Below are 25,746 nucleotides of genomic sequence, written 5' to 3' on the forward strand. Positions count from 1 at the left end.
AAAGAAAGTAAAGAACAATTTATGATCTATGGAAGATGCTTATTTTGAGCATGATTATAAAGGAGTGAAGACATTTGGAATATCAATATCCGATGAATGAGGACTGGACGACAGAGGAGGCCGTGGATGTCATTGCTTTTTTTCAGCAGGTGGAAAACGCCTATGAAAAAGGAGCTGACCGGGACAGGCTTTTGAATGCGTACCGCCGCTTTAAAGAAATCGTTCCCGGGAAAGCGGAAGAAAAGAAAATCTGCAGCCAATTTGAAGCTGACAGCACCTATTCCCCGTATCGGACTGTGAAACAGGCGAAACAATCAGATCAAGCGATTATCAAAATGTAGACAAAGCGAGCCGGCAATCGGCCCGCTTTTTATGTTATGAGACTTTCTGAGTCAGTGTGTATAAAAAGGAAAGCTTCTGAAAAGCATCTTCAATGGTTTGCAGGAATTCATTGTTGTTCATGTTGATCACGTCTTCTTTTTGCAGCTGAATGCCGCACAAAAGCTCTGCTTTTTTCACTGTCTGCAGGCGTTCAAATAATGTTTTCAGCTGCTCCTGATCCATGTCGGACTGCTTGTACGCACCTGGCTTCGTATGATCCGGCGACCATACAAAATGACCGGGAATCTGTTTTGTGATGTCCTCCTGCTTCGCTTCCAGCAATCTGCCGTATTCCTCTTTTATCGGAGATTCATAAATGATGGCAAACCATACAAACATATGGGTGTCCCATAAACCGATCTGAAAGTGAGGGAGTTTCTTATACCCGCGTTTGCTGTTGGCAAAGGCAACCCAGCTGTCAGCCGGCGGGTTGACAGATCTTCTCGCGTGCTTGGCGACATGAGGGAACATTTCATCGCCTGTCAATGCTGACAATGTCGGTGCGAAATGCTCTCCTAACAAGGTCAGCTTCGGACGGACTTGTTCTTTTAACACCTCCATGCGCGGATCTAAACCTTCTATTGTAAATGTATCGAAGTCTTCTTTTGTAAAACGCATCTGAGTCATCTTTTTCCTCCTTATCGTAAGTATTCATATTTTACCACAGCCGCCGCCGGCCGCAAAAACATTGAGAACGTTTGAGCCGGGAGGATTGGGGTAAAAAACGAATAGGTAAACACACAATTTTAAGAATGTTGTTACAGCCGAATATAAGTTTCCATACGATATAAGAAGTATCATTAATAAATTGGAAAAATGGGATGCTTTTTTAACAAATGATCTCTGGAAGGGGCGAAAGACAATGAGGCAAGTGGTGAAGGAAGGATTCAGGGAGGAAAAAAATAACCGTGTAGCTGTCTGGAGACTAGAGGTTGATTATGAATTGGCAACCCTGTATGAGGCCATGCAAAAAGAGAATGAAGATCAAATCGATCTCAGCAAAAGAAAACTGGAACGTCTCAGAAAAGAATGGATTCGGCTTAACGGATAAAGAATAGTAAAAACGAACCGCAGGAAATGGTTCGTTTTTACGTGAGAAGGCATTTTTTTCATTTTCCTTGCTTTTTCATCGCCTTTATCAGTATGCTATAGAATAAGCTATACATAGAAAAGAGGTACACGGTATGACAAATTGGACGGAAATTGATGATATCGCAAAAAAATGGGTAAAAGAAGCCGGAACGAGAATCAGACAATCCATGCAGGAAAGCTTGACGATTGAAACAAAATCAAATCCGAATGATTTAGTCACAAATATTGATAAAGAGACGGAACGCTTTTTCATTGACCGTATACAGGGAACTTTTCCCGGACACCGGATTCTCGGAGAAGAAGGGCAGGGGGATAAACTCCGCTCCCTTGACGGAATTGTCTGGATCATTGATCCGATTGACGGAACGATGAATTTTGTCCATCAAAAGCGGCATTTCGCGATCTCCATCGGCATCTTTGAAGATGGAAAAGGCAAAATCGGCTTAATTTATGATGTGATGCAGGATGAACTGTATCACGCATTCAGCGGAAAAGGGGCTTATCTGAACAATACGCCGCTTGCTCCTTTAAAAGAAGCTTCCATTGAAGAAGCCATTATTGCAATCAATGCCACATGGGTGACGGAAAACAGAAGGATTGACCCGAGTATTTTGGCGCCGCTCGTAAAACGGGTCAGAGGAACGCGTTCCTACGGTTCGGCGGCACTTGAGCTGGCCAGTGTTGCGGCCGGCCGCATTGACGCATACATTACGATGAGGCTCGCGCCGTGGGATTACGCTGCCGGGTGCGTGCTGCTGAACGAAGTCGGGGGTATTTACACGACCACAGACGGCGAGCCGTTTACGTTTTTAGACAACCACAGCGTGCTTGCGGGCAATCCGGCAATACATAAAATTATCTTTGACGACTATTTACATGCTGACAGGTAGAGATTTTGAAGAAGAAGATCTCGGGTTTCTAGAGCAGCTGGCGGCATCACACCCGGTGTGGAAAAGCGAAGAGTTCGGAACAAAAAATGCGGCGGAGTTTATGCTTGCATACTCCATGTACAATGGAACGTGGCTCGTATGGGAGATTGACGGCGCTCCTGCCGCCGTCAGTTTTCATTTGGAATGGGCGCCTTCAAACGGAAAACCGTGGCTCGGAACCGTGGCCGTCGCTCCGGAGGCAAAAGAGAAAGGAATCGGACGCGCGGTCATTGAAGAGATTGCGGGCCGGCTGAGAGGGGAGCATAAAGCGATGTTTTCAGCCGTTCCCCTGGACAGGCAGGAATGGGTTTTGTTTTTAAGCCAATGCGGCTTTGAACAGCTTAAGCTTGAAAAAGACGATCGGGAAAAAACATATATGATCATGGTGAAGCCATTGTGAAATGTTTCAGATATAAAAAAGAGACCGGATTTCTCCGGTCTCTTTTCTTGTTTACAAGCCGACCGCATTCCAGGCCGCTTCTACGCTTGCAGCGTCTTGAGAGCCGTAAAGGTCCCGCGCTGATTGAATCAAAGCTGCTTTTGCATCTTTAAAGCTTGATGACGGAGTGAGATATACCGTCAGTGCACGGTAGTAAATCTGCTCCGCTTTTTTCACGCCGATTTTTGTAATCGTGTTGTAAGCGGCTTTGTTCGGAATTCCGCTGTTTGTATGCACGCCGCCGTAGTCGCCAGCATCAGTGTTCGGAAGGTTTCGATAATTTTTGTAATGGTCGGGCTGTCCGTATTTTGTCGGATTGGATAAACTGCGGAGAGCCGGCTGGCTGACCGTAATATCTTCACCGATATCCCAGTCCTCAGTATCATTGAAGTATCCGAATACATCAGAGAAGGATTCGTTTAAAGCGCCCGGCTGATTTTCATAGTTCAAGTTGGCTGTTTCCTGTGTAACACCATGTGTCATTTCATGGGCTGTTACGTCCATTGAACCGGAAAGAGGCGAGAAGAATGAGCCGTCACCGTCACCGTAAATCATTTGGTCGCCGATCCAGGCCGCGTTATTGTATTTGCTGCCGTAATGAACGGAAGATACGATTTTGCCGCCTTTATTGTCGTAGCTGTTGCGTTTAAACGTCTGATAGAAATAATCGTACACTTTGCCGAGATTGTAATGCGCATCAACGGCAGCGCGCTGAGAAGAAGTTGTGAACTGGTTTGTAGTGCTTGATACGAGCGTGCCCGGCAGGTTATATTGTCGGTTTTGCAGATCGTACGTAATAATTTGCGTTCCGGTAGGTTTAGAAAGATCACGCATTACATATTTGCCGCTTTCAGAAGAAATATTTAATGAGACCGTTTTTCCTTTAAGAGTCGTACCTGTTCCGGTTGCAGCGGCATGCTCCACTTTGTTTTGCTTTTTCAGGACTTTCCCTGTTTCCGCATCAACGGTTACTTCCCAGTTAGCTGGTTCCGGTTCGATGTAGCGGATGGTTACATCATAGGCGAGGCGGTATTTACCGTCTTTTGTGGCCGCTGCTTTCAGCTCGGCTTTGTTTTTGTTTGCAACGTTGCCGTTAGAGACGGCTTCAGGTGATTTGCCGATTGCTTTAAAAGCATGATCCAGCGCCTGATTTGCAGATAATTTTTTGCTGTTTGCCGTTTTGGCAGAAGCATCGTTGTTTAATTCTCCGTTAATCGCATAGACATTGTTGGATTTATCGACGTGAATAATGACTTGCGAGTCTTTCACAGGCACACCGTTAACGACAGGCACATAACGGAAGTGCTTGTAGCCGAGATCATCGGTCGTGTGGTCAATTAGCTTCAGTCTCTCAGAAGGGTTGCCTTTGAAGACTTTGCCGTTTTGTTTCAAGTATTGCTTGATTGCTTTGTCACTGACTGAAGGCAATTCAGATTGCACCAAAGAATGCTTCGGCACAAAGTTCGTCAGGTTTTCTTTAAGCTGAGGATTCTCAGCGGCCTGAACACCCGGAAGACTGATGGTTAAACTCATAAAGGAAGCGGCGACAGCAACAGACAATTTCTTACCTAAACCCACAATAAATCCCCCTTTTTGAAAATAATGAAAACTTATATTGTTATAATAAACCAGCATTCTCTCATTCTGCAATATAAAACTAGACTCCGCTGATGAATTGATAGAATCGTCCCGGAAAGGCTTCCGGCGGCCAGCATCGGGGGATAAGCCGAGAGGCACGTGTTGAATCAGACATGAGTCGAATGATGCGATTTATTCTGAAAAAAATGACAAATGAAGTCGGGAAAAATGATAGGGGAAAAATGTTCCGATCTGTAAAACTTTTTTTATAGCCGTTTGTCTCAACGGGTGAGGCCTTAATAAACGAAAAGGATTGTTTCAGATGTCAGAGATTTTCAGTCTTTTTATTCAGCATTTCGACAGGTATTTTAAGAGCTGTCTTACGAAGAGATTGCTGATGTTTTGGACTGGAGTCTTTCGAAGGTGAAGAGCACCCTGTACAGGGCGAGAATGCAGCTGAAACAGCACTTGGCGGAAAAAAGGAAGGACGGACAGATATGACTTGCTGTTTAGTGAGAGATTTACTCCCTTTATATATTGAAGGCGATTGTGAAACAGAAACGGAGCGGTTTATTTCCCGCCATCTTGAATTATGCGGTAAGTGCGGGAGTTTATATCATATGATGAAGGAGCCGCTTGACCTCGGCAGCCCTGAGATGAAGGCGCCAGCCTGTTATGCAGAAGAAGAAAGGCGGTTTAAGGAACGGTATTACGGGAAGCTGCTGATAAAAGCAGCCTGTTTGTTCGGCGCTGTTTTCTTTATCATGCTGATCCTTAAACTGCTGATTTAAAAAAACGCCCGGCTGAATGACCGGGCGTTTTAATCCGTTTACTCAGCCGGATGAAAGGCTGTATAAATGCCTTCAAGCAATTCCTGGGGCAGTGAATTAAAGAATCCGGCACACAGCTTTGCTTCTTTTTTTCCTGCTCCTGCTTTTTCAGCAAGGTCCTGATCAAACGTATACACACCGTCTTCTTCAATCAGCGCAGATTGAAGGATATGAAGACTTTGGGAAAAAGCGGTGAACAGCTGATCAACGATAAGGGCCTCTTTTTCCGTAAAGCCGAGCTCCACCGCTTTTTCTTTATTAAATGTATATTCGCCGTCCGTTTTCTCAATACATTGGGAAAGAACGGTTAAAAATTCGGTTGAACTGTCCCACAGCTTTTGAATGATCTGGGCTTGTTCTTGATCTAATCCCAATTCCACCGCTTTTTCGCCGTCAAAATAATAGACACCGTCTTTTTCGTAAATCGATTGGCTGATGATGTCAATGAGTTTTGCCGCGTCTTCCGGTGTTTTCTCTGCGGAAGCCTGCATGACATGCGGTTCATTTGCCTGGATCGTTTTTGCACCGGCAGAATCAAGCGGACTGAATGCAAGCAAGGCGGCTGAGGCGGTTGCGGCGGCAGTTACAGCGGTTTTCTTCAAAAAAGATGTTTTCATTTCGTTCTCTCCTTGTCATGTGTATTTGCTTACAGCCACAAGTATAAAAAGACAATGATGGAATTGATATAGGAGGTATGGTATTTTCTGCATAACGATGCCGGACTATTTCAGACTTCATTTTCTGAGGGAATCTGCTGATGTAACTAGACTGGGGGCCGTCATTTCCGGCTTCCTGACTAGGCGGCGGGGGAGATAAGCCTTACATCTCAGCCTGTTTTGAGGATGTAAAAAAGCCTGAATCTTTGATTCAGGCTTCATAAGATATTGTGCTTTCCATGTTTACGGAATTTTGCAAAGGGTCATGCTTTTAATCAAGCAGTCCCTGTTCGCGCATTTTTTTCTTTACGGTGAAACCGCTTCCCATCATGGCAATAACGAGAACAATGCTTCCGATGATGCCCCATGCGCTTTTCTCAGCGATTGATACGCCGATCAGCATCATGCTGAAGACTGCTGCGAATGCAAATAATAATAAGAGCCAATTCAATTTTTTCATATTTCCATCCCCTTTAACGTCATACTTTCAGTTTACAGAAAAACGTAACGCTTTTAAAGAGGATGTGTGGTATAATATGAAAGTTATCTAATTTTTTTAGGAGATGAAAATGTGAAACTTCGAAACGATCTTCGCAACATCGCGATTATTGCCCACGTTGACCATGGGAAAACGACTTTGGTAGACCAATTGCTTCACCAAGCCGGAACATTCCGTGCCAACGAAAATATTGCCGAACGCGCAATGGATTCAAACGATCTTGAACGTGAACGCGGTATTACAATTCTTGCGAAAAATACTGCGATTAACTATAAAGATACACGCATTAATATTTTGGACACTCCGGGACACGCCGACTTCGGCGGAGAGGTAGAACGGATTATGAAAATGGTTGACGGCGTTCTGTTAGTCGTTGACGCATATGAAGGCTGCATGCCGCAAACCCGTTTCGTACTGAAAAAAGCCCTTGAGCAGAACTTAAATCCGGTTGTCGTCGTAAACAAAATCGACCGTGATTTCGCCCGCCCGGAAGAAGTCATTGATGAAGTGCTTGATTTGTTCATCGAGCTTGACGCAAACGAACAACAGCTTGAGTTCCCTGTCGTCTACGCTTCTGCGATTAACGGAACGGCAAGTCTGGATCCGAAAAAGCAGGACGAAAATATGGAATCACTGTATGAAACGATTCTTGAACATGTCCCTGCCCCGGTAGATAACGCCGAAGAGCCTCTTCAATTCCAAGTGGCGCTGCTTGATTACAATGATTATGTCGGCCGTATCGGTATCGGACGCGTTTTCCGCGGCACGATGAAAGTGGGTCAGCAGGTTTCATTGATGAAACTTGACGGAACGGTAAAATCATTCCGCGTAACGAAAATCTTCGGTTTCCAAGGATTGAAACGCGTGGAAATTGAAGAAGCGAGAGCGGGAGACCTCGTTGCCGTTTCGGGCATGGAAGACATCAACGTCGGTGAAACGGTTTGTCCGGCTGACCACCATGAGCCGCTGCCGGTTCTGCGCATTGATGAGCCTACGCTTCAAATGACATTTGTTGTAAACAACAGCCCGTTTGCAGGCCGTGAAGGCAAATATGTCACAGCCCGCAAAATTGAAGAGCGTCTGAACGCGCAGCTTCAAACAGACGTCAGTCTTCGTGTCGAACCGACTGCATCACCTGACGCATGGGTTGTTTCAGGACGCGGTGAGCTTCACCTGTCCATTTTAATTGAAAACATGCGCCGTGAAGGCTATGAGCTTCAAGTGTCTAAACCTGAAGTTATCATTAAGGAAATCGACGGCGTAAGCTGCGAGCCTGTTGAGCGCGTACAGATTGACGTGCCTGAAGAGCATACCGGTTCTGTTATGGAATCAATGGGTGCGAGAAAAGGCGAAATGCTTGATATGATTAATAACGGAAACGGCCAGGTCCGCCTGATCTTTACCGTACCTTCACGCGGACTCATCGGTTATTCTACTGAGTTTCTGTCACTGACACGCGGTTTCGGTATCCTGAACCACACGTTTGACAGCTATCAGCCGATGCAAAAAGGCCAAGTCGGAGGCCGACGTCAGGGTGTGCTCGTTTCCATGGAAAACGGAAAAGCGACATCTTACGGAATTCAAGGTATTGAAGACCGCGGCGTCATCTTCGTTGAGCCTGGAACAGAAGTATATGAAGGCATGATTGTCGGCGAACATAACCGTGACAATGACCTTGTCGTCAATGTCAGCAAAATGAAACAGCAGACAAACGTCCGTTCCGCTACGAAGGATCAAACGACTACAATTAAGAAAGCGCGCATTATGTCGCTTGAAGAATCACTCGAGTACTTAAACGAAGATGAATACTGTGAAGTAACGCCGGAATCCATCCGTTTAAGAAAGAAAATCCTGAATAAAAACGAACGTGAAAAAGCGGCGAAAAAGAAAAAAACAGCAGGAATGTCTTAATCACTTGCAGAATTTGAAGAGGTAGAACCCGAACGGAAAAGGGGAGGGGGATCCTTTTGAATGAAGTAAGTGAACGGCTGTCGTTCTTTGCGGCTCTTTACCAAGTGGATGAGCATCCGCTGTCGGGAATGTGGCTGTTATACGGAACGATCGTCGTGCTTTCGGTGATTGTATTTAAACTCGGCTTTGCCAAACGGCTGCCGGTGTTGAAGGCTGCGGCAGTTTATCTCTTTCTCGTGCTCGGCTGCACCGTACTGACTTTTTTCGGTGTGTTTCTGCCGGTCGGAGAAGGGCTTGTTGTCGCCGCCTTGATTTTGATCGTTTACAAAATCCGTCTGCACCAGTCCAAAAAAAGCCAGTCAGCTAAACCGCAATAAAAAAATGACCTTGCCTTCCGGCGGGTCATTTTTTATTCGGTTTATTTTTTCAGTTTATCTTTTTTCGCTTTTTGTCCGGGATGAAAGGAAAAGTGTCCGGTATTCAGCCGCGCCTCCGTTTTGACTTTGATTCGGTCATGGCATTCCCGGCACATATATGTATGAATCGGACGATTGCGGAGGCGTTTGGCTGTCAGTGTTTCATCATCAATTTGTTCGATTTTGTCGCAAATGGAACATTTTACTCTCATTGATTTTTCACCTCTTTCACTATGACAAGCATTATATCATGGATGCCCCTCCTGCCAAAGGGAAAGAAAGCAGCGCCCTTCCTTTGGAGCGGGCGCTGCTTTTTACCGGCGGTTTTTCATATGATGATCCGATTGATCGTTCTGTTCGTTCTGCAGCTTGTTCTGGTCTCTTTGGTTCAGCTGATCATCATTCGATTGAGTCGGTGATTCTTTTTCATTGTCGGTCACATCATTCGGGACTTCCGGCATGACACGACCGACGATGGCGGCAAGTTCGTCCAAAATGCCTGAAACGGGGCGGCCGGCCTTAATGTCGCTGCCCATGCCTCTCAGACGGGAAACCGTATCAGGATCAGCCACGACAACGGCATTGGCGCCGTAAGGATCGTTTTTTAACGCCTGGGCAACCGTGTATTTAATGCTCTCCACTTTGCTTCTTTCTAAATTGTCATCCACATCGATACCGACAACGGAGTATCTTCCGAGTACAACCGCTGTGGCATCTGAAATGCCGGGGATTTTTTCGGTTACCTCGACGAGATGCTTAGCGATGTCTGTCCGGCCGGGATTTTCAGCTGTCTCAGGAGCTGTATTTTTCACATGGATCGGTTTTGCATCGCGCTGATCGGCTGATTCGTTCTGAATATTACGGCCGCGGCCGTCCTGTACAGCAGTGCAGCCGGTAAGGATAAACAAGGCTTGTATGATAATGAAAAGAATTCGCACGTCAGATTTCCTCCTTGAATGCTTTCATTTATTTTATTGTTGAATTAACCTTCTATCTTTATTCACAAAATCATATATTTTAGCAGGCATCCCCGTTATTCGCGGAAAGAGAAGCACACGATGGGCTTTGATCCTTATTTCAGGAGGCTGAGACTTGAGTAAAATTTATGTGTTAGATACGAATGTACTTTTGCAGGATCCTAACGCCATTTTTTCCTTTGAAGAAAACGAAGTTGTCATCCCCGCCGTCGTGCTGGAAGAGGTCGATTCAAAAAAGCGGTATATGGACGAGGTCGGGAGAAATGCGAGGCACGTATCTAAGCTGATAGACGGGCTCAGGGAGAAAGGAAGGCTGCACGAAAAAGTTCCGCTTGAAAGCGGAGGAACGCTCAGAATTGAACTGAACCACCGGTCGTTTCACCAGCTCCAAGAAATTTTTATCGAAAAAACGAATGATAACCGCATTTTGGCGGTGGCAAAAAATTTAAGCCTTGAGGAGGAAACGAAAGAAAACGGCCGCCTCGTCATCCTGGTCAGCAAAGATGTGCTTGTCAGGGTAAAGGCGGATGCCATCGGGCTTTTGGCGGAGGACTTTTTAAACGACAGAGTCGTTGACCATGATGAAATATATAGCGGGTACAAAGATATATTTATGAATAAAGAGCGGTTTGCCTCGTTTTATAAAAACAAACAAATTTCAGTCAAGGAGCTTCAGCAGCATCAGGTTTATCCGAATCAATTTGTGCTGATGAAAGATGAATTAGGAGGATCTTCGTCTGCGGTCGGCATGACAGATAAGAAAGGCGAGACCGTAAAAAGACTCGTTTTCGATGATGAGCACGTATGGGGTATCAGGCCGAAGAACGTCCAGCAGACAATGGCGCTTGAACTCCTGCTGAGGGAAGATATCCCGCTTGTCACCCTGATCGGAAAAGCGGGAACGGGTAAAACCTTGCTTGCTCTCGCGGCAGGGCTTCTGCAGACGGAGGATCTCGGGATTTATAAAAAACTGATCGTCGCGCGTCCCATCGTCCCGGTGGGAAAGGATATCGGATATTTGCCGGGCGAAAAAGAGGAAAAGCTCAAGCCGTGGATGCAGCCGATCTTTGATAATCTTGAATTTTTATTCAATGCGAAAAAGCCGGGTGAACTTGAAGCGATTTTGGCAGGAATCGGATCGATTCAGGTGGAGGCGCTGACATACATTCGGGGAAGAAGCATTCCGGATCAGTTTATTATTATTGATGAGGCTCAGAATTTGACGAGGCACGAGGTCAAAACGCTTTTGACTCGGGTGGGAGAGGGCAGCAAAATTGTCCTGATGGGCGATCCGGAGCAAATAGATCACCCATACTTAGACAGTTTAAACAACGGACTTGCTTATGTTGTAGAACGGTTTAAAGAACAAACCGTCTCCGGCAGCGTGAAGCTTGTGAAAGGTGAGAGATCCGGCCTTGCACAGCTTGCCGCCGATTTGTTATAAAACTTCGATTTCTGTGACGCCCGTTATCGGTTTTTCAAAGTCTCCGTCCACATAAAAATGGACCGGGCCGCCGTCTTGAAGGGGTTTCCCCGCATCGCTGAAATGCGCGATTGCGTCCATCGCCTTTTCGAGCGGCACTTCGGTTCTTTCTGATTTTGAAATAAATGCGCACAGGACAGCGCTTTCTTTCGGCTCGGCATTTGCTAAAACAGCGCCGAGCTTCATGGCGAAGCTGCCGTTCATCAGTCTTTCTTTTTCATAACGTTTTTCGCTTTTTAAAGTCGGCGGCGAAATGCGCCCTTCTCTGATCACCCGTTCCGGATCAAGCGTATGCTCCTGGGTTTCTGCAGAGCCGTCCGGATGAACGGGCTGATTTTTTTCAAACGGAAACTTACGGTCATCGAAAATCCAGACACTCGGATCAATTGTAATCGGGTATGTAACATTGCCTTTTACTTGAATAACGCTCATGGTGAAGCCCCCCTTTACTTAAAGTATAAAAGTTTTCGCATGAATTGTCACTTTGCGTCGCAAATTAGATGTATACAACGGCAGCGAAGTGAGGATGATCGACATGGTATGCCGGCATTACCAAGAGCTGGACGCATTAGTTCAGGAAGCGAAAAAAAGAACCGAAGAAGGCAAAGTGGCAGACTATATTCCGGCTCTGGCTGAATCTGAACAAGACAGCCTTTCGGTCACGATTTATCATGCGGAAAATACATGTCTGACGGCAGGAGACGCCGACCGGACATTTACGCTGCAGAGCATTTCGAAAGTGCTTTCTCTGGCGCTCGTACTGATGGATTACGGAAAGGAAAAGGTGTTCAGCTGCGTGGGTCAGGAGCCGACCGGCGACCCGTTTAATTCCATGATTAAGCTTGAAACAGTGAATCCGGGCAAGCCTTTAAATCCGATGATTAATGCAGGGGCTCTCGTCGTTACGGGCTTAATTAAAGGGCATTCGCCGAAAGACCGCCTGGATTACCTGCTCGGATTCATCAGAAGACTTGCGAATAATCAGGACATTACATATTGCAGCCATGTCGCGGAATCGGAATTCAGTTCATCCATGATTAATCGGGCCATGTGTTATTACATGAAGCAGTATGACATTTTTAAAGGCGATGTTGAAGAGGTCATGGATTTGTATACAAAACAGTGCGCGATTAAGATGAGCAGTCTGGATTTAGCCAAAATCGGCTGTGTATTCGCCCTTGACGGCAAGCACCCGGAAACCGGGGAGCAGGTCATTAAAAAAGATGTGGCGAGAATCTGCAAGACGTTTATGGTGACATGCGGCATGTACAATGCGAGCGGGGAATTCGCAATCAAGGTTGGCATTCCCGCTAAAAGCGGCGTTTCGGGAGGAATCATGGGCATTTCGCCGTACAACTTCGGAATCGGTATATTCGGCCCGGCGCTTGATGAAAAAGGCAACAGCATCGCGGGTGTGAAGCTTTTGGAAATCATGTCTGAGAAATACAGGCTGAGTATTTTTTGAAACATTTTTTATCATAACATCTGCTTAAATCCTCTTGCAATTTCACCTGATACCCTTTATGATAAATAGAAGAATTAGGTACTCGCCTGGGGAACGGAGGGATACTTTTGGCTTCAGAGATTATAGTTGACCATCAGCAGAAAGCATTCGAGCTGTTAAAATTAGATGCTGAGAAGATTTTGAAGCTGATCCGAGTACAAATGGATAACTTAACGATGCCTCAATGTCCTCTGTATGAAGAGGTCTTGGATACTCAGATGTTCGGACTGTCGAGGGAAATCGATTTTGCTGTCCGCCTGGGATTAGTTGACGAAAACGACGGCAAAGAGCTGCTGGACAGACTTGAAAGAGAACTGTCTGCTTTGCATGACGCGTTTACAGGAAAATAAATGATCAAACTCAAACTATTCAACGGTTTGGGTTTTTTTATAACCGTAAACCGTTTTTTTGCATCTTCTTTTCGTAAGACGGTCTCTTAATCTGCATTTCATCCGAAAAACTATAAAGAAACTGCGTAAATTGTTTATGAATTATAGTAAAATATAATACGCTATAGGTATTAAACGTAAGCTTTAAGCAGGAAAGAGGATGTTATGTTTAAAAGAATGTTAAAATCTTACGATTATTCATTGATATGCGCTATCATTCTGCTGTGCTGTTTCGGATTGGTAATGGTATACAGCTCAAGCATGATTACCGCCGTTATGCGTTACGGCGTGAGCAGCGACTATTTCTTTAAACGGCAGCTGTTCGCCGTCATCGCGGGGTTTGTGCTGTTTATCATCGCGGCCGTTTTTCCGTACAAAGTGTTCGCCCATCAAAAGATTCAGAAATTCATACTGCTTGCGTCAGTGGCTGCGCTTTGCGCGCTGTTTGTTTTCGGACATGTTGCCGGAAACGCGCAAAGCTGGTTTAAAATCGGCGGAATGGCCATTCAGCCGGGGGAATTTGTCAAGCTGACCCTGATACTGTACCTTGCCGCGGTATACGCAAAGAAACAAAGCTACATCGATCAGCTTTTGACGGGGGTTGCTCCGCCGGTGATCGTCACCGTAGTTATTTGTGCGCTTATCGCCATTCAGCCCGACTTCGGAACGGCAATGATTATCGGTCTGATCGCGTTTTGCGTCATTATGTGTTCGGGATTCAGCGGAAGGACCCTGCTCAGGCTGGTTCTCATGGCGGGAATCGTATTGCTCCTTGTCAGCCCGATCATCTATCTGAAATGGGACGATATTTTGACACCCGGTCGTATGAGCCGGTTTGAAAGCCTTGAAAATCCATTTAAATACGCCAGCACATCAGGCCTGCAGATTATAAATTCGTATTATGCGATCGGCTCAGGCGGTTTTTTCGGTCTCGGTCTTGGAGAAGGCATTCAAAAATACGGTTATCTGCCTGAATCGCATACAGACTTTATTATGGCGGTTATTTCAGAGGAGCTCGGCATTTTCGGCGTCCTGTTTGTCATTGTACTGCTGGCTTTTGTCGTGTTAAAAGGTTTTTATATTGCGAGAAAATGTGAAGATCCGTTCGGGAGCCTTTTGGCAATCGGGATATCCAGCATGATTGCGATTCAGACTTTTATCAATCTCGGCGGTGTCAGCGGCTTAATTCCGATTACAGGTGTTCCGCTGCCGTTTATCAGCTACGGGGGCTCATCAATGTTGTTGTTATTAATGAGCGCCGGTATATTGGTGAATGTCAGCATGCATGTCAAGTACTCAGAAAAGAAGAAAAAGAGGGAGCCCGTTCCGTCTAAGGGGGTAAAAAGACGGCAGACGGAAAAATCTGTGTATCTCTAAAAAACAAGTGTATACACAGGACGGATATTCCTTTATTATAAACTACATATTTATTAGGCCAAGGGGGAGAAAAGTTTGTCACAACAATCCATCCAAAAAGTGTTAGTAGCAAACAGGGGAGAAATTGCGATCCGGATTTTCCGGGCGTGCACAGAATTGAACATCAGAACGGTAGCCGTTTATTCAAAAGAAGATTCGGGCTCCTATCATCGCTATAAAGCGGATGAAGCTTATCTTGTGGGAGAAGGCAAAAAACCGATTGACGCGTATCTTGATATTGAAGGGATTATTGAGATCGCAAAAAGAAACGGCGTTGATGCCATTCATCCGGGCTACGGATTTCTCTCTGAAAATATCCAATTTGCGAGACGCTGTGAAGAAGAGGGCATCGTATTTATCGGACCGACGTCAGCGCATTTGGATATGTTCGGAGATAAGGTAAAGGCGAGGGAGCAGGCAGAAAAAGCCGGCATCCCCGTTATTCCGGGGAGTGACGGACCGGCTGAAACATTAAAAGATGTCGAACAATTCGCAAAAGTTCACGGATTTCCGTTTATTATTAAAGCATCGCTCGGAGGCGGAGGCCGCGGAATGAGAATCGTCCGAAGCGAAAGCGAATTGAAAGAATCGTTTGAACGGGCCAAATCAGAAGCGAAAGCTGCATTCGGAAACGATGAAGTGTATGTTGAAAAACTGATCGAAAATCCTAAGCATATTGAAGTTCAGGTGATCGGAGATAAAGAAGGCAATGTCGTCCATCTGTATGAGCGGGACTGTTCCGTTCAGAGACGCCATCAAAAGGTCATTGAGGTGGCGCCGAGTGTATCTTTGCAGCCTGAATTAAGGGACGAAATCTGTGAAGCGGCTGTGGCGCTTGCGAAAAATGTCGGCTATATCAACGCGGGGACCGTGGAATTTCTCGTAGCGGGCGGTGAATTTTACTTTATTGAAGTGAACCCGCGCGTGCAAGTGGAGCATACGATTACGGAAATGATAACGGGGGTTGATATCGTTCAGACGCAAATCCTCGTCGCTCAGGGCTACGGACTGCACAGCCGTGCCGTCAATATCCCTGAGCAGAAAGACATTTTTACAAACGGGTATGCGATACAATCACGTGTGACCACTGAAGACCCGCTGAATGACTTTATGCCTGACACGGGTAAAATTATGGCTTACCGCTCAGGCGGCGGCTTCGGCGTCCGCCTTGATACGGGAAACAGCTTCCAGGGCGCCGTCATCACGCCTTACTATGATTCACTGCTCGTCAAGCTGTCGACATGGGCGCTGACGTTTGAACAGGCATCAGCAAAAATGGTCCGCAACCTGCAGGAATTCAGGATCAGAGGCATTAAGACCAATATTCCGTTTCTTGAAAACGTGGCAAAGCATGAAAAGTTCCTGACGGGCCAATATGACACATCGTTTATCGACACAACGCCTGAGCTGTTTGTTTTTCCAAAACAGAAGGACCGCGGAACAAAAATGCTTTCCTATATCGGCAATGTCACGGTGAACGGTTTTCCGGGAATCGGGAAAAAAGAAAAACCTGCATTTGATAAGCCTCAGACCGTTACGTTAGGTATCGAAGAAAAGCCGGCAAGCGGTACGAAACAGATCCTTGACGAAAGAGGCGCCGAGGGGCTTGCTGACTGGGTGAAAGAGCAAAAATCCGTGCTCCTGACCGATACAACGTTCAGGGATGCCCATCAGTCTCTGCTTGCAACCCGGATCAGATCCAATGATTTGAAAAAAATCGCGAATCCTACGGCTGCCCTGTGGCCTGAACTGTTCAGCCTTGAAATGTGGGGAGGCGCGACATTTGATGTAGCGTACCGTTTCTTAAAAGAAGACCCTTGGAAACGCCTTGAAGATCTCCGCAAAGAAGTGCCGAACACATTGTTCCAGATGCTCCTTCGTTCATCAAATGCCGTCGGTTATACAAACTATCCGGACAATGTCATCCAAAAATTTGTCCGGCAGTCAGCGGAGTCAGGTATTGACGTATTCCGGATCTTTGACAGCCTGAACTGGGTAAAAGGGATGACGCTGGCCATCGATGCCGTCCGTGAAACCGGAAAAGTGGCGGAGGCTGCGATTTGTTACACGGGAGATATTCTTGATAAGACCCGGACGAAATATGATTTGCAATATTATCTTTCTATGGCGAAAGAGCTTGAGGCGTCTGGTGCGCACATTCTCGGTATTAAAGACATGGCCGGTCTTTTGAAACCTCAAGCCGCATACGAACTTATCTCAGCGCTGAAGGAAACGATTGATATTCCCGTTCATCTCCACACGCATGATACGAGCGGAAATGGCGTCTTTCTCTATGCCAAAGCTGTTGAAGCGGGTGTGGACATCGTGGATGTTGCCGTCAGCTCAATGGCGGGTCTGACTTCACAGCCGAGCGCAAGCGGATTTTATCATGCCCTTGAAGGAAACAGCCGCCGTCCTGAAATGGATGTCCGGCAGGTGGAAAGACTGTCGCAATACTGGGAATCCGTCCGTCAGTATTACAGTGAATTTGAAAGCGGGATGAAGTCTCCGCATACTGAGATTTATAATCATGAAATGCCGGGCGGCCAGTACAGCAATCTGCAGCAGCAGGCAAAAGGAGTCGGCCTCGGTGATCGCTGGAATGAGGTGAAAGACATGTACAGCGTCGTCAACCGCATGTTCGGCGACGTCGTGAAAGTAACACCTTCTTCCAAAGTCGTCGGAGATATGGCGCTTTACATGGTGCAAAACAATTTAACAGAACAAGATGTTTATGATAAAGGCGAAACGCTTGATTTTCCGGATTCAGTCGTTGAGCTCTTTAAAGGGCAGATCGGCCAGCCGCATGGCGGATTTCCGGAAAAACTGCAAAAGCTCGTTCTGAAAGGACAGACACCGATCACGGTAAGACCGGGTGAGCTGCTTGAACCGGTATCTTTTGAAGGCATTAAAGAAGAATGGAAAGAAACACATCAGATGGAATTGAGTGATCAGGACGCAATCGCGTATGCTCTTTATCCGAAGGTGTTTACTGAATATGTTAAAACGGCAGAACGCTTCGGTGATATTTCCGTATTAGACACACCGACTTTCTTCTATGGCATGACACTCGGTGAAGAAATCGAAGTGGAAATCGAGCGCGGAAAAACGCTGATCGTGAAGCTTGTATCTATCGGTGAACCGCAGCCAGATGCAACACGTGTCGTTTATTTCGAATTGAACGGCCAGCCGCGCGAGGTGGTCATTAAAGATGAAAGCATTAAATCGTCCGTACAGGAAAAATTAAAAGCAGATCGGACAAACCCAAGCCACATTGCGGCATCCATGCCGGGAACCGTCATTAAATTGTTAACGGAAACCGGGGCAAAGGTGAATAAAGGCGATCATCTGATGATTAATGAAGCGATGAAGATGGAGACGACGGTACAGGCGCCGTTCTCCGGGACGATACAGCAGATTCATGTGAAAAACGGTGAACCGATTCAGACAGGCGATTTACTGATCGAAATTGAAAAAGCGTAAAATGAATATAAAAAACCTGATCCGCCCCCGTGTGCGATCAGGTTTTTTATATGTAAAAAGGCCGAAGCTCTAATGCTTCGGCCTTTTCATGTGCCTCAGATGTTCCGCTGTTTTGATTCATATCGGAAGCGGGCGATTAATAATAAGAAATAGCATAAGACGCCGAACAGGCCGGCAATAAAGAGCGAATGGGCAAGTGCAAAGCCGGTGGCCATTTCTGAATAAACAACCATGATTCCGGAGAGCGCCTGTAATACAACAAAGGCAAGAGCCGCTATCCAGCCCCCAAGAATCTGTTTTTGATCTTTGTAGGAGCGCACCGCATGCGCAAAAGCGACAAGAATCCATACGAACAGAAGCAGCGCTGCCGTTCTGTGGCCCATCTGCACCCATTCCTGAAAATGAGACGGAAGCCCGTGGTTCAGCCTGCTGCAAAGCGGAACGTCAGGGCAGGCAAGGCTTGATTTCGTATGGCGCACATAAGCTCCCGTATAAACGACGATATACGTGTAAATCGAAAGGCCGATCATATGAAACTGCATTTTCCTGCCGATTCTGAGCGGCTTGACGAGCTTTTTGTCTGATTTATCAGCTTCAAATATGAGCAGCGTCAAAATCAGAACAGAAGCGAAAGAAATCAGCGATATGCCGAAATGAAGCGCCATAACGAGCGCATTTGATCCGAAAACAACCGCTAATGCGCCGAGAAGCGCCTGTAAAAACAAAAAGATAATGGACATAATGGCGAGAAAGGTTGTTTCACGGAAAACAGGCGTGACTTTTCTCCATGCCCAAAAAGCGAGACTCAGCACGAGAACGATTGAGACACCGCTTGCGAGTCTGTGGCTCCATTCAATGATAGAAGCGGCGTTAAGCTCCGGGAAAAACCGGCCGTGGCAAAGCGGCCACTGCCTTCCGCATCCGAGACCCGATCCTGTCTTTGTGACAAGAGCGCCGCCGATCAGCACGACGAGCATAACGAATGTCGTAAGCACGCCGAGCGCTTTCAAAGCTTTATTCATTTTACATTCACCTTCTTAACAAACTGGACAAAATGATATACGTACCAAGTGTAAGCGAATATGTGTTTCGTGGCAATTCTCAATTCTGTTTGTTCACAAAAATATAATAGAATCAGGACTTCTTAGATAATGGGGTTGATTATTCCAGATGGGTCTGATAGAAATAAAGTAACCGCTTTATTATGAAACCGGCGTATTTGGTAAAATTCATAAAAAGTTCACAAATAAATTCCTGTTTCTCGTTTAATATTTAAGAGGATGTTTTTTTACAGGTCATTATCTTGTATGATAGAGTTGCAGGTCTTAAAAAACCTGCTTTAGGTTTGTAAGGGAGGTTTACGTTATGGCTAATTCCAGAATTTTAAACGATACAGCTATAGACGGACAGATTGAAGAGACGACGGCATGGAAGGATTTCCTTTCGCTTATCAAAATAGGAATCGTCAATTCGAATTTAATTACGACTTTTACCGGCATGTGGCTTGCGTTACATATATCCGGTCTGAGTTTTTTAGGCAATTTAAACACCGTGCTTCTTACATTAATAGGATCATCTTTGATCATCGCCGGTTCTTGTGCGGTTAACAACTATTATGACCGTGATATTGATCATTTAATGGAACGCACGAAAGTAAGACCGACGGTAACCGGAAAGATTCAGCCGAATCAAGCGCTGTGGTCAGGAATTTTACTCATTGCTTTAGGACTTATCATGCTTTTGATGACCACCGTGATGGCAGCAGTCATCGGTTTTATCGGCGTGTTTACGTACGTTGTTCTTTATACAATGTGGACGAAACGCCGTTATACGATTAATACGGTTGTCGGAAGTGTATCAGGCGCCGTGCCGCCGTTAATCGGCTGGACAGCGGTTGAAGGACACATCGGTGTTGTCGCGTGGGTTTTATTCATGATTTTATTCATCTGGCAGATTCCGCACTTTTTAGCGCTTGCGATTAAGAAGACGGAAGATTACAGAGCAGCGAATATTCCGATGCTTCCGGTAGTGCACGGCTTTGAAGTGACGAAAAGACAGATTATCGTCTGGGTCGCATGCCTGCTGCCGCTTCCGTTTTTCCTCGGCAGTCTCGGTCTTCCGATCGTCATTCTCGGCACTTTGCTGAATGTCGGATGGCTTGTTCTCGGACTGATGGGATTCCGCATGAAAAACATCATGAAGTGGGCAACTCTTATGTTTGTCTATTCGCTTAATTACATGACCATTTATTTTGTAGCGATGGTGGTCTTCACGCTGTTTTAATTGAATAATGAGCTTGTTTGATCGCCAAAACAAACAATGACAACTAGTAAACGCCGCCTTGACCTTTTGTTTAATCAGGCGGCTTTGCTTTTATACATAGATGGAATTTTAAGTAAAAAATCTCATATTTTAAGAAATGAGGAAATGAAGTATTTCGGCTGGAAGCAGTTTTACTGCTTGTGCATCTCGTACTGATTCAAAAAAGGGGTTGGGTGAAATGTTAAAGCGTTGGCGTCTTTTATCATTATTAGCCTTAGTGCCGCTTTTATTGAGCGGCTGTGGAAAACCGTTTCTGTCCACACTCAAGCCTGCCGGCGAAGTGGCTGATAAACAATATGATCTGACGGTGCTCAGCACACTTATCATGGTTGTCGTCGTTGCGGTCGTAGCAGTTATTTTCTTTTACGTCATTGTGAGATTCAGACGGTCGCGTATAGGGGAAGACACGATACCGAAACAGGTGGAGGGGAACCGTTTTTTAGAAATCACCTGGACCGTTATTCCGATCCTGCTTCTGATTATTCTTGTCATTCCGGTTGTCATCGATACATTGGCACTGGCGGATACGTCGCCGATGGATAAGAAAAACCGTAAAGCAGAGGATGCGCTCGTGATTAATGTAAGGGCGAATTTATACTGGTGGGAATTCGAGTATCCCGATTACGGGTTTGTGACAAGTCAGGAGCTGATCGTTCCCACAGATGAACGCGTCTATTTCAAGCTGAAGTCCTCAGATGTGAAACACTCTTTCTGGATTCCGTCAGCCGGGGGAAAAATCGATACGAATACGGATAATGACAACACTTTCTTTCTGACCTTCGATTCTAAACGCAGCAAAGAAGCGGGAGAATATTTCTTCGGTAAATGCGCGGAGCTGTGCGGACCTTCACATGCGCTGATGGATTTCAAAGTGAAACCGCTGCCGTCAAAAGAATTTAAACAATGGACGAAAGCGATGAAAAATTATAAGCATACAACAGATTCCGGTTTAGCCGCGCAAGGAGAAGAGCTGTTTAAGGAAAAAAACTGCCTGAGCTGTCATGCGGTTGAGCCCAATGATAAACGGGCTGAAGCGGCAAGAACGGCTCCGAACCTCGCTACCTTCGGTGAACGGGTCAAAGTGGCCGGCATTAAGGATGCGAATAAAGAGAATATAAAAGCCTGGCTGAAAAATCCGGACAGCATTAAACCGGGCAATAAAATGACAGGCACTTATCCGAAGCTCTCGGACGCTGAAACGGATGCGCTGTATGAATATTTAAAAGGGCTGAAAGCGGAGAACAAGTGAGGACAGGGAGATATCAGGGGGGAGGTCGTAAATGATGAATACGCTTACAGGACAGCAAAGAAAAAGCTCTTTGCTTTGGGATTATTTGACGACGGTTGACCATAAGAAAATCGCGATTTTATATATGATCGCCGGGGGATTTTTCTTCGTCGTCGGCGGACTTGAGGCCATGCTTATCAGGATTCAGCTCTTGAGGCCGGGGAACGATTTTATGGGTGCGCAGCAGTTTAATGAAATTATGACGATGCACGGCACGACAATGATCTTCCTGGCGGCGATGCCGCTGTTATTCGGGCTGATGAACGCGGTTGTGCCGCTGCAGATCGGGGCGCGTGACGTTTCATTCCCATTTTTGAATGCGCTCGGATTTTGGCTGTTTTTCTTCGGAGGCATCTTTTTGAATCTGAGCTGGTTTTTAGGAGGCGCTCCTGATGCAGGATGGACGTCGTACGCGTCGCTTGCGCTGAATTCGAAAGGGCACGGCATAGACTTTTTCGTGCTCGGCCTGCAAATATCAGGCTTAGGTACACTGATTGCGGGGATCAATTTTCTCGCCACGATTATTAATATGAGGGCGCCGGGTTTGACGTATATGAGACTGCCGCTGTTTACGTGGACGACATTTGTGGCGTCGGCACTCATTTTATTCGCATTTCCTCCGCTCACCGTCGGTTTGGCGCTGATGATGCTGGATCGTTTGTTCGGAACGAATTTCTTTAATCCTGAATTGGGCGGCAATACGATAATCTGGGAGCATCTGTTTTGGATTTTCGGGCATCCGGAAGTATACATTTTAATTCTTCCCGCCTTTGGGATTTTTTCAGAAATCATTCCCGTTTTTGCGAGAAAACGTCTGTTCGGTTATTCGTCTATGGTCTTTGCGATCGTGCTGATCGGCTTTCTCGGGTTCATGGTTTGGGTTCACCACATGTTTACGACGGGACTCGGACCGATCGCTAATGCGATATTTGCGGTTGCGACGATGGCGATCGCGGTGCCTACCGGCATTAAAATTTTCAACTGGCTTTTGACCATCTGGGGAGGAAACGTCAAATTCACGACGCCTATGCTGTATGCCGTCGCCTTTATTCCTTCTTTCGTACTCGGAGGAGTCACGGGTGTCATGCTGGCGGCCGCAGCGGCAGATTATCAGTTCCACGATACTTATTTTGTCGTAGCGCATTTCCACTATGTCATTATCGGCGGCGTTGTGTTCGGCATCCTGGCGGGCGTGCATTTCTGGTGGCCGAAAATGTTCGGGAAGGTGCTTCATGAAACGATGGGGAAAATTTCGTTCGTCTTATTTTTTATCGGGTTTCATCTTACCTTCTTCATTCAGCATTTCCTCGGTTTGATGGGAATGCCGCGGCGCGTTTACACATATCTGCCCGGCCAGGGGCTTGATACCGGCAACCTGATCAGTTCAATCGGCGCGTTTTTCATGGCGGGCGCGGCTGCTTTACTCGTCGTCAATATTATTTATACCTCAATAAAGGGGAAATACGTCGGGAACGACCCGTGGCTGGACGGTCGTACGCTTGAATGGGCGGTCTCTTCGCCGCCGCCGGAATATAATTTTAAACAGCTTCCGTTTGTCCGGGGACTTGACCCGCTGTGGATTGAAAAGCAGGCCGGAAATGAAGGGATGGCGCCTGCAGAGCCTGTAGAGGACATTCATATGCCGAACGGATCCATCATGCCGTTTATCATATCTTTCGGGCTGTTTGTCGCAGCGTTCGGGTTTTTATACCACTCCGATTATTCATGGGGGCTTCCGGTTATCTTCATAGGGCTCGGCATCACATTCTTTACCATGCTGCTTCGCTCTGTGGTCGATGATTACGGCTATCATATTCACAAAGAAGATCTGCCGAATGATGATAAAGGGGTGAAGGCGTAATGCAGCTGCAGGAAAAAATGACGGCTGAAACCTTTCCGGCTTCTCCTGAAAAAGCAACGCTGGAAGGGAAAAATAAGTTTTTGGGATTTTGGCTGTTTCTCGGCGGGGAAACGGTTCTGTTCGCCTCTCTATTTGCAACATTCCTTGCTTTACGGGAATCTAAAGCCGGAGGGCCGTCAACGGCTGAGATGTTTGAGCTGCCGATCGTATTTATCGCGACGATGCTTCTTTTAACGAGCAGCTTAACGAGTGTGTATGCGATGTATCATATGAAAAATTTCTCCTTTAAAAAAATGCAGGTGTGGCTTTTGGTTACCGTTTTATTGGGAGCAGGATTTTTAGGGGTAGAAATCTATGAATTTATGCATTACACTCACGAATTCGGCTTTACCATTACAAGCTCTGCGCTCGGCTCAGCGTTTTACACGCTCGTCGGCACACACGGAGCACACGTGGCGTTCGGGCTGTTGTGGATCAGCGCGCTTATGATCCGGAATGCGAAAAGAGGGCTCAGCCTTTATAATGCGCCGAAATATTATGTGGCCAGCTTATATTGGCATTTTATCGATGTCGTGTGGGTCTTTATCTTTACCGTTGTATATTTGATGGGGATGGTGGGATAACGATGGACGATAACAAAAACAGAGGGACTGTCAGTACGGATCTCGAATATCGGAAAAAGAAAAATGCCGAGGAGATGAAATATCAGGTCATATCCTTCGGTTTGATGATCGGCCTTACGCTTGTCGCGTTTTTGACGGTGGCTGCTGACGGCATTGCCGGATGGTTTACGATGCCGTTTCTGATCCTGCTTGCGGTCATCCAGGTCATCTTTCAGCTGTTCTACTTCATGCATATGAGCCAGAAGGGGCATGAAGCGCCGTCATTATTTCTGTATTCGGGAATATTTGTCGCGTTTATCACCGTGCTTGCATTTGTCACGATTATTTGGTGGTAATCGGGACGGCGGGGAGTGAGAGATTTGATTAATTTGGAAATGTTCGGGTTTCGCGCAATGTGGAGCCCGTATCTGTTTTGTATAACTGCCGTGATAACAGGTGTTTACTTTTACTGGTGCAGCCGGCATAAAGGACGTGTGGCCGCTAAGGAGAAGGTGCTGTTTGTGCTTTCCGCGCTATTTTTTTACACGGCTGCGGGAAGTCCGGTTGATTTATTGGGCCATGTGATGTTCAGTGCTCATATGACGCAGATGGCGGTTCTGTTTTTAGTCGTACCGCCGCTGTTGATTTCCGGAATTCCCGGCTGGGCATGGAAGAAACTGATCTTCCGTCCTGTCGTAAAGCCGCTGTTTTCGTTCTTTTCAATGCCGCTTATCGCATTAGTGCTGTTTAACGGTATTTTTTCACTGTATCACATCCCGTTTATATTTGATTTCGTCAAAACGGATTCGCTGTATCACACGCTGATGAACGGACTCATCTTTGTAACGGCGTTTTTTATGTGGTGGCCGCTTGTGCATAAGGTGGACGGTCTGCCCCGTCTCAGCGGTTTAATGAAGCTGGGGTATATTATGGCAGACGGGATTCTGTTAACGCCGGCCTGCGCGCTCATTATGTTCAGCGGGGCGCCCATGTATGCCACGTATACAGATCCGGCGGCTTGGGCCGAAGCAATGAAGCTTTGCGTTCCTTTAGATTTGCTGGAGGAGATCCCTTTATCCGGACCGGAGATGTTCAACACGCTGCCTCCTCTGGAAGATCAGCAGCTTGGGGCAGTACTGATGAAAATCATTCAAGAGGCGGTCTACGGAACATATTTGGCTGTCATCTTTTTTCAGTGGGTCAGAACGGAACGGGAAAAAGATACGCTGTCAGAGCCGCCGTATATCGAGCATACCGTCTCATGAAAAAAAGTACAGCAGAATATGCTGTACTTTTTTATTACATTTGCACTGTTTTTAATGACTCTTCCAATTCAAGCAGTAAAGCTTTGCTTTCAGCGACGACATGTTCCGGAAATTCTTCAGCGCTGCCGTATTCTACGCCGTGCGGATAATAATGCTTTCCTAAAAGAGGGGCCTTCAGCTGAATCACGGCCCGGCTGCCGCCGACATCGCCCTCTTTTGCCGTTCCTTGAATCCGCAGATAAAATGTCCCCTCAGGTACTGAAAACTTTTTGTCGTAAGTCACTCTTTCATAATCCCATTGTCCAGCCAGAATGAGCCCTTTACCTTCCATCAGATCATTCAAGCGGCTGAGCTCCGCTGTTACTCCTTCAAGACCGCTGTTTTCAAACTTCAAACCTTCCCCCTCCTTTTAAAAATGCCCTTTC

The 25,746-nt window shown here is 46.3% G+C and carries 27 protein-coding genes and 1 pseudogene; 19 read left to right on the plus strand and 9 right to left on the minus strand.

All coding sequences use genetic code 11. The annotated features are described in order from the left end of the window. Positions 1-74: 74 nt before the first annotated feature. Entirely contained in the window at positions 75-341 is a 267-nt protein-coding gene (locus tag SB847_RS03030; protein ID WP_007409667.1) for a UPF0223 family protein, read from the plus strand. Positions 342-375: 34 nt separating this feature from the next. Here SB847_RS03030 and SB847_RS03035 read toward each other — a convergent pair whose 3' ends face one another. Beyond that, positions 376-1,008, minus strand: coding sequence for a DUF1054 domain-containing protein (locus SB847_RS03035; protein WP_410562442.1), 633 nt, complete (start codon positions 1,006-1,008; stop codon positions 376-378). A 235-nt stretch (positions 1,009-1,243) separates the two neighbouring features. Between SB847_RS03035 and SB847_RS03040 the strand changes: the two genes are divergently transcribed. The 3 genes from SB847_RS03040 (at position 1,244) to SB847_RS03050 (ending at position 2,802) form a co-directional block, all read left to right on the plus strand. Then, positions 1,244-1,432 carry a hypothetical protein gene (locus SB847_RS03040; protein ID WP_003154513.1) on the plus strand — a complete coding sequence of 63 codons (189 nt, stop codon included), beginning with the start codon at positions 1,244-1,246 and terminating at the stop codon, positions 1,430-1,432. Positions 1,433-1,565: 133 nt separating this feature from the next. Then, entirely contained in the window at positions 1,566-2,363 is a 798-nt protein-coding gene (gene suhB, locus SB847_RS03045) for an inositol-1-monophosphatase (RefSeq protein WP_017417710.1), read from the plus strand. Next, the gene (locus SB847_RS03050; protein ID WP_014417654.1) at positions 2,350-2,802 is read left to right on the plus strand and encodes a GNAT family N-acetyltransferase; all 453 of its coding nucleotides are present in this window, start codon (positions 2,350-2,352) and stop codon (positions 2,800-2,802) included. The genes suhB and SB847_RS03050 overlap by 14 nt, the downstream gene beginning before the upstream one ends. Positions 2,803-2,853: 51 nt before the next feature. On the opposite strand, the gene SB847_RS03055 is transcribed toward SB847_RS03050, so the two are convergent. Continuing rightward, positions 2,854-4,419 (minus strand): M4 family metallopeptidase, encoded by a 1,566-nt coding sequence (locus SB847_RS03055; protein ID WP_017417711.1) that lies wholly within the window; start codon positions 4,417-4,419, stop codon positions 2,854-2,856. 372 nt (positions 4,420-4,791) lie between these two features. Here SB847_RS03055 and SB847_RS03060 point away from each other — a divergent pair. Continuing rightward, positions 4,792-4,920: pseudogene (locus SB847_RS03060) on the plus strand (RNA polymerase sigma factor); the annotation flags it as partial. Continuing rightward, complete coding sequence (locus SB847_RS03065) at positions 4,917-5,210, plus strand: zf-HC2 domain-containing protein (RefSeq protein ID WP_410562438.1); 294 nt, start codon at positions 4,917-4,919, stop codon at positions 5,208-5,210. The pseudogene SB847_RS03060 and the gene SB847_RS03065, both read left to right, overlap by 4 nt. Before the next feature lie 38 nt (positions 5,211-5,248). Here the strand turns inward: SB847_RS03065 and SB847_RS03070 are convergent, their stop codons facing one another. After that, positions 5,249-5,866, minus strand: a complete 618-nt coding sequence (locus tag SB847_RS03070) for a hypothetical protein (protein WP_410562435.1) — start codon at positions 5,864-5,866, stop codon at positions 5,249-5,251. 310 nt (positions 5,867-6,176) lie between these two features. Beyond that, the gene (locus SB847_RS03075; RefSeq protein ID WP_003154504.1) at positions 6,177-6,365 is read right to left on the minus strand and encodes a YlaF family protein; all 189 of its coding nucleotides are present in this window, start codon (positions 6,363-6,365) and stop codon (positions 6,177-6,179) included. Between the two features lie 111 nt (positions 6,366-6,476). On the opposite strand from SB847_RS03075, the gene typA reads away from it, so the two are divergent. After that, a complete protein-coding gene (gene typA, locus SB847_RS03080) occupies positions 6,477-8,315 on the plus strand; it encodes a translational GTPase TypA (RefSeq protein ID WP_007409675.1) in 1,839 nt (612 codons plus the stop codon). 56 nt (positions 8,316-8,371) lie between these two features. Beyond that, positions 8,372-8,692 carry a YlaH-like family protein gene (locus SB847_RS03085; RefSeq protein ID WP_007409676.1) on the plus strand — a complete coding sequence of 107 codons (321 nt, stop codon included), beginning with the start codon at positions 8,372-8,374 and terminating at the stop codon, positions 8,690-8,692. Between the two features lie 41 nt (positions 8,693-8,733). On the opposite strand, the gene SB847_RS03090 is transcribed toward SB847_RS03085, so the two are convergent. Then, positions 8,734-8,943, minus strand: coding sequence for a YlaI family protein (locus tag SB847_RS03090; RefSeq protein ID WP_007409677.1), 210 nt, complete (start codon positions 8,941-8,943; stop codon positions 8,734-8,736). A gap of 102 nt (positions 8,944-9,045) precedes the next feature. Further along, the gene (locus tag SB847_RS03095; RefSeq protein ID WP_012117484.1) at positions 9,046-9,669 is read right to left on the minus strand and encodes a YhcN/YlaJ family sporulation lipoprotein; all 624 of its coding nucleotides are present in this window, start codon (positions 9,667-9,669) and stop codon (positions 9,046-9,048) included. 154 nt (positions 9,670-9,823) lie between these two features. Here SB847_RS03095 and SB847_RS03100 point away from each other — a divergent pair, with 154 nt between their 5' ends. Beyond that, positions 9,824-11,152, plus strand: coding sequence for a PhoH family protein (locus SB847_RS03100; RefSeq protein ID WP_007409679.1), 1,329 nt, complete (start codon positions 9,824-9,826; stop codon positions 11,150-11,152). Here the strand turns inward: SB847_RS03100 and SB847_RS03105 are convergent. After that, positions 11,147-11,623 carry a hypothetical protein gene (locus tag SB847_RS03105; protein ID WP_007409680.1) on the minus strand — a complete coding sequence of 159 codons (477 nt, stop codon included), beginning with the start codon at positions 11,621-11,623 and terminating at the stop codon, positions 11,147-11,149. The two genes, SB847_RS03100 and SB847_RS03105, sit on opposite strands and share 6 nt — an antisense overlap. A 103-nt stretch (positions 11,624-11,726) precedes the next feature. Between SB847_RS03105 and glsA the strand changes: the two genes are divergently transcribed. The 4 genes from glsA to pyc all read left to right on the plus strand — a co-directional run bounded on the left by glsA (position 11,727) and on the right by pyc (position 17,983). Then, a complete protein-coding gene (glsA, locus tag SB847_RS03110) occupies positions 11,727-12,656 on the plus strand; it encodes a glutaminase A (protein ID WP_038457903.1) in 930 nt (309 codons plus the stop codon). 107 nt (positions 12,657-12,763) lie between these two features. Beyond that, positions 12,764-13,045 carry an Fpa/YlaN family protein gene (locus tag SB847_RS03115; RefSeq protein WP_003154494.1) on the plus strand — a complete coding sequence of 94 codons (282 nt, stop codon included), beginning with the start codon at positions 12,764-12,766 and terminating at the stop codon, positions 13,043-13,045. Between the two features lie 204 nt (positions 13,046-13,249). After that, positions 13,250-14,461: an FtsW/RodA/SpoVE family cell cycle protein gene (locus SB847_RS03120; protein WP_015239798.1), complete on the plus strand. Its 1,212-nt coding sequence runs from the start codon at positions 13,250-13,252 to the stop codon at positions 14,459-14,461. A gap of 75 nt (positions 14,462-14,536) precedes the next feature. Next, positions 14,537-17,983: a pyruvate carboxylase gene (gene pyc, locus SB847_RS03125; protein ID WP_044801383.1), complete on the plus strand. Its 3,447-nt coding sequence runs from the start codon at positions 14,537-14,539 to the stop codon at positions 17,981-17,983. Between the two features lie 95 nt (positions 17,984-18,078). Here the strand turns inward: pyc and ctaA are convergent, their stop codons facing one another. Beyond that, a complete protein-coding gene (ctaA, locus tag SB847_RS03130) occupies positions 18,079-19,005 on the minus strand; it encodes a heme A synthase CtaA (RefSeq protein ID WP_007611205.1) in 927 nt (308 codons plus the stop codon). 343 nt (positions 19,006-19,348) lie between these two features. On the opposite strand from ctaA, the gene cyoE reads away from it, so the two are divergent. From cyoE to ctaG, 6 genes are all read left to right on the plus strand, one after another. Beyond that, entirely contained in the window at positions 19,349-20,266 is a 918-nt protein-coding gene (gene cyoE / locus SB847_RS03135) for a heme o synthase (protein ID WP_003154486.1), read from the plus strand. Between the two features lie 217 nt (positions 20,267-20,483). Then, positions 20,484-21,554 (plus strand): cytochrome c oxidase subunit II, encoded by a 1,071-nt coding sequence (gene coxB, locus SB847_RS03140; protein ID WP_003154484.1) that lies wholly within the window; start codon positions 20,484-20,486, stop codon positions 21,552-21,554. Between the two features lie 31 nt (positions 21,555-21,585). Continuing rightward, entirely contained in the window at positions 21,586-23,454 is a 1,869-nt protein-coding gene (gene ctaD / locus SB847_RS03145; RefSeq protein WP_007611227.1) for a cytochrome c oxidase subunit I, read from the plus strand. Further along, positions 23,454-24,077, plus strand: coding sequence for a cytochrome c oxidase subunit III (gene ctaE, locus SB847_RS03150; RefSeq protein WP_003154482.1), 624 nt, complete (start codon positions 23,454-23,456; stop codon positions 24,075-24,077). Before ctaD ends, ctaE begins: the two co-directional genes overlap by 1 nt. Before the next feature lie 2 nt (positions 24,078-24,079). Further along, positions 24,080-24,412, plus strand: a complete 333-nt coding sequence (ctaF, locus tag SB847_RS03155; protein WP_007409686.1) for a cytochrome c oxidase subunit IVB — start codon at positions 24,080-24,082, stop codon at positions 24,410-24,412. A gap of 24 nt (positions 24,413-24,436) precedes the next feature. Continuing rightward, on the plus strand, positions 24,437-25,321 hold the full coding sequence (gene ctaG, locus SB847_RS03160; protein WP_025649488.1) for a cytochrome c oxidase assembly factor CtaG: 885 nt from the start codon (positions 24,437-24,439) through the stop codon (positions 25,319-25,321). A 34-nt stretch (positions 25,322-25,355) separates the two neighbouring features. On the opposite strand, the gene SB847_RS03165 is transcribed toward ctaG, so the two are convergent. Further along, a complete protein-coding gene (locus SB847_RS03165; RefSeq protein ID WP_007409688.1) occupies positions 25,356-25,715 on the minus strand; it encodes a YugN family protein in 360 nt (119 codons plus the stop codon). Positions 25,716-25,746: the final 31 nt, after the last annotated feature.

Source organism: Bacillus sp. SIMBA_026, from assembly GCF_046535335.1.
Lineage (GTDB): Bacteria > Bacillota > Bacilli > Bacillales > Bacillaceae > Bacillus > Bacillus velezensis.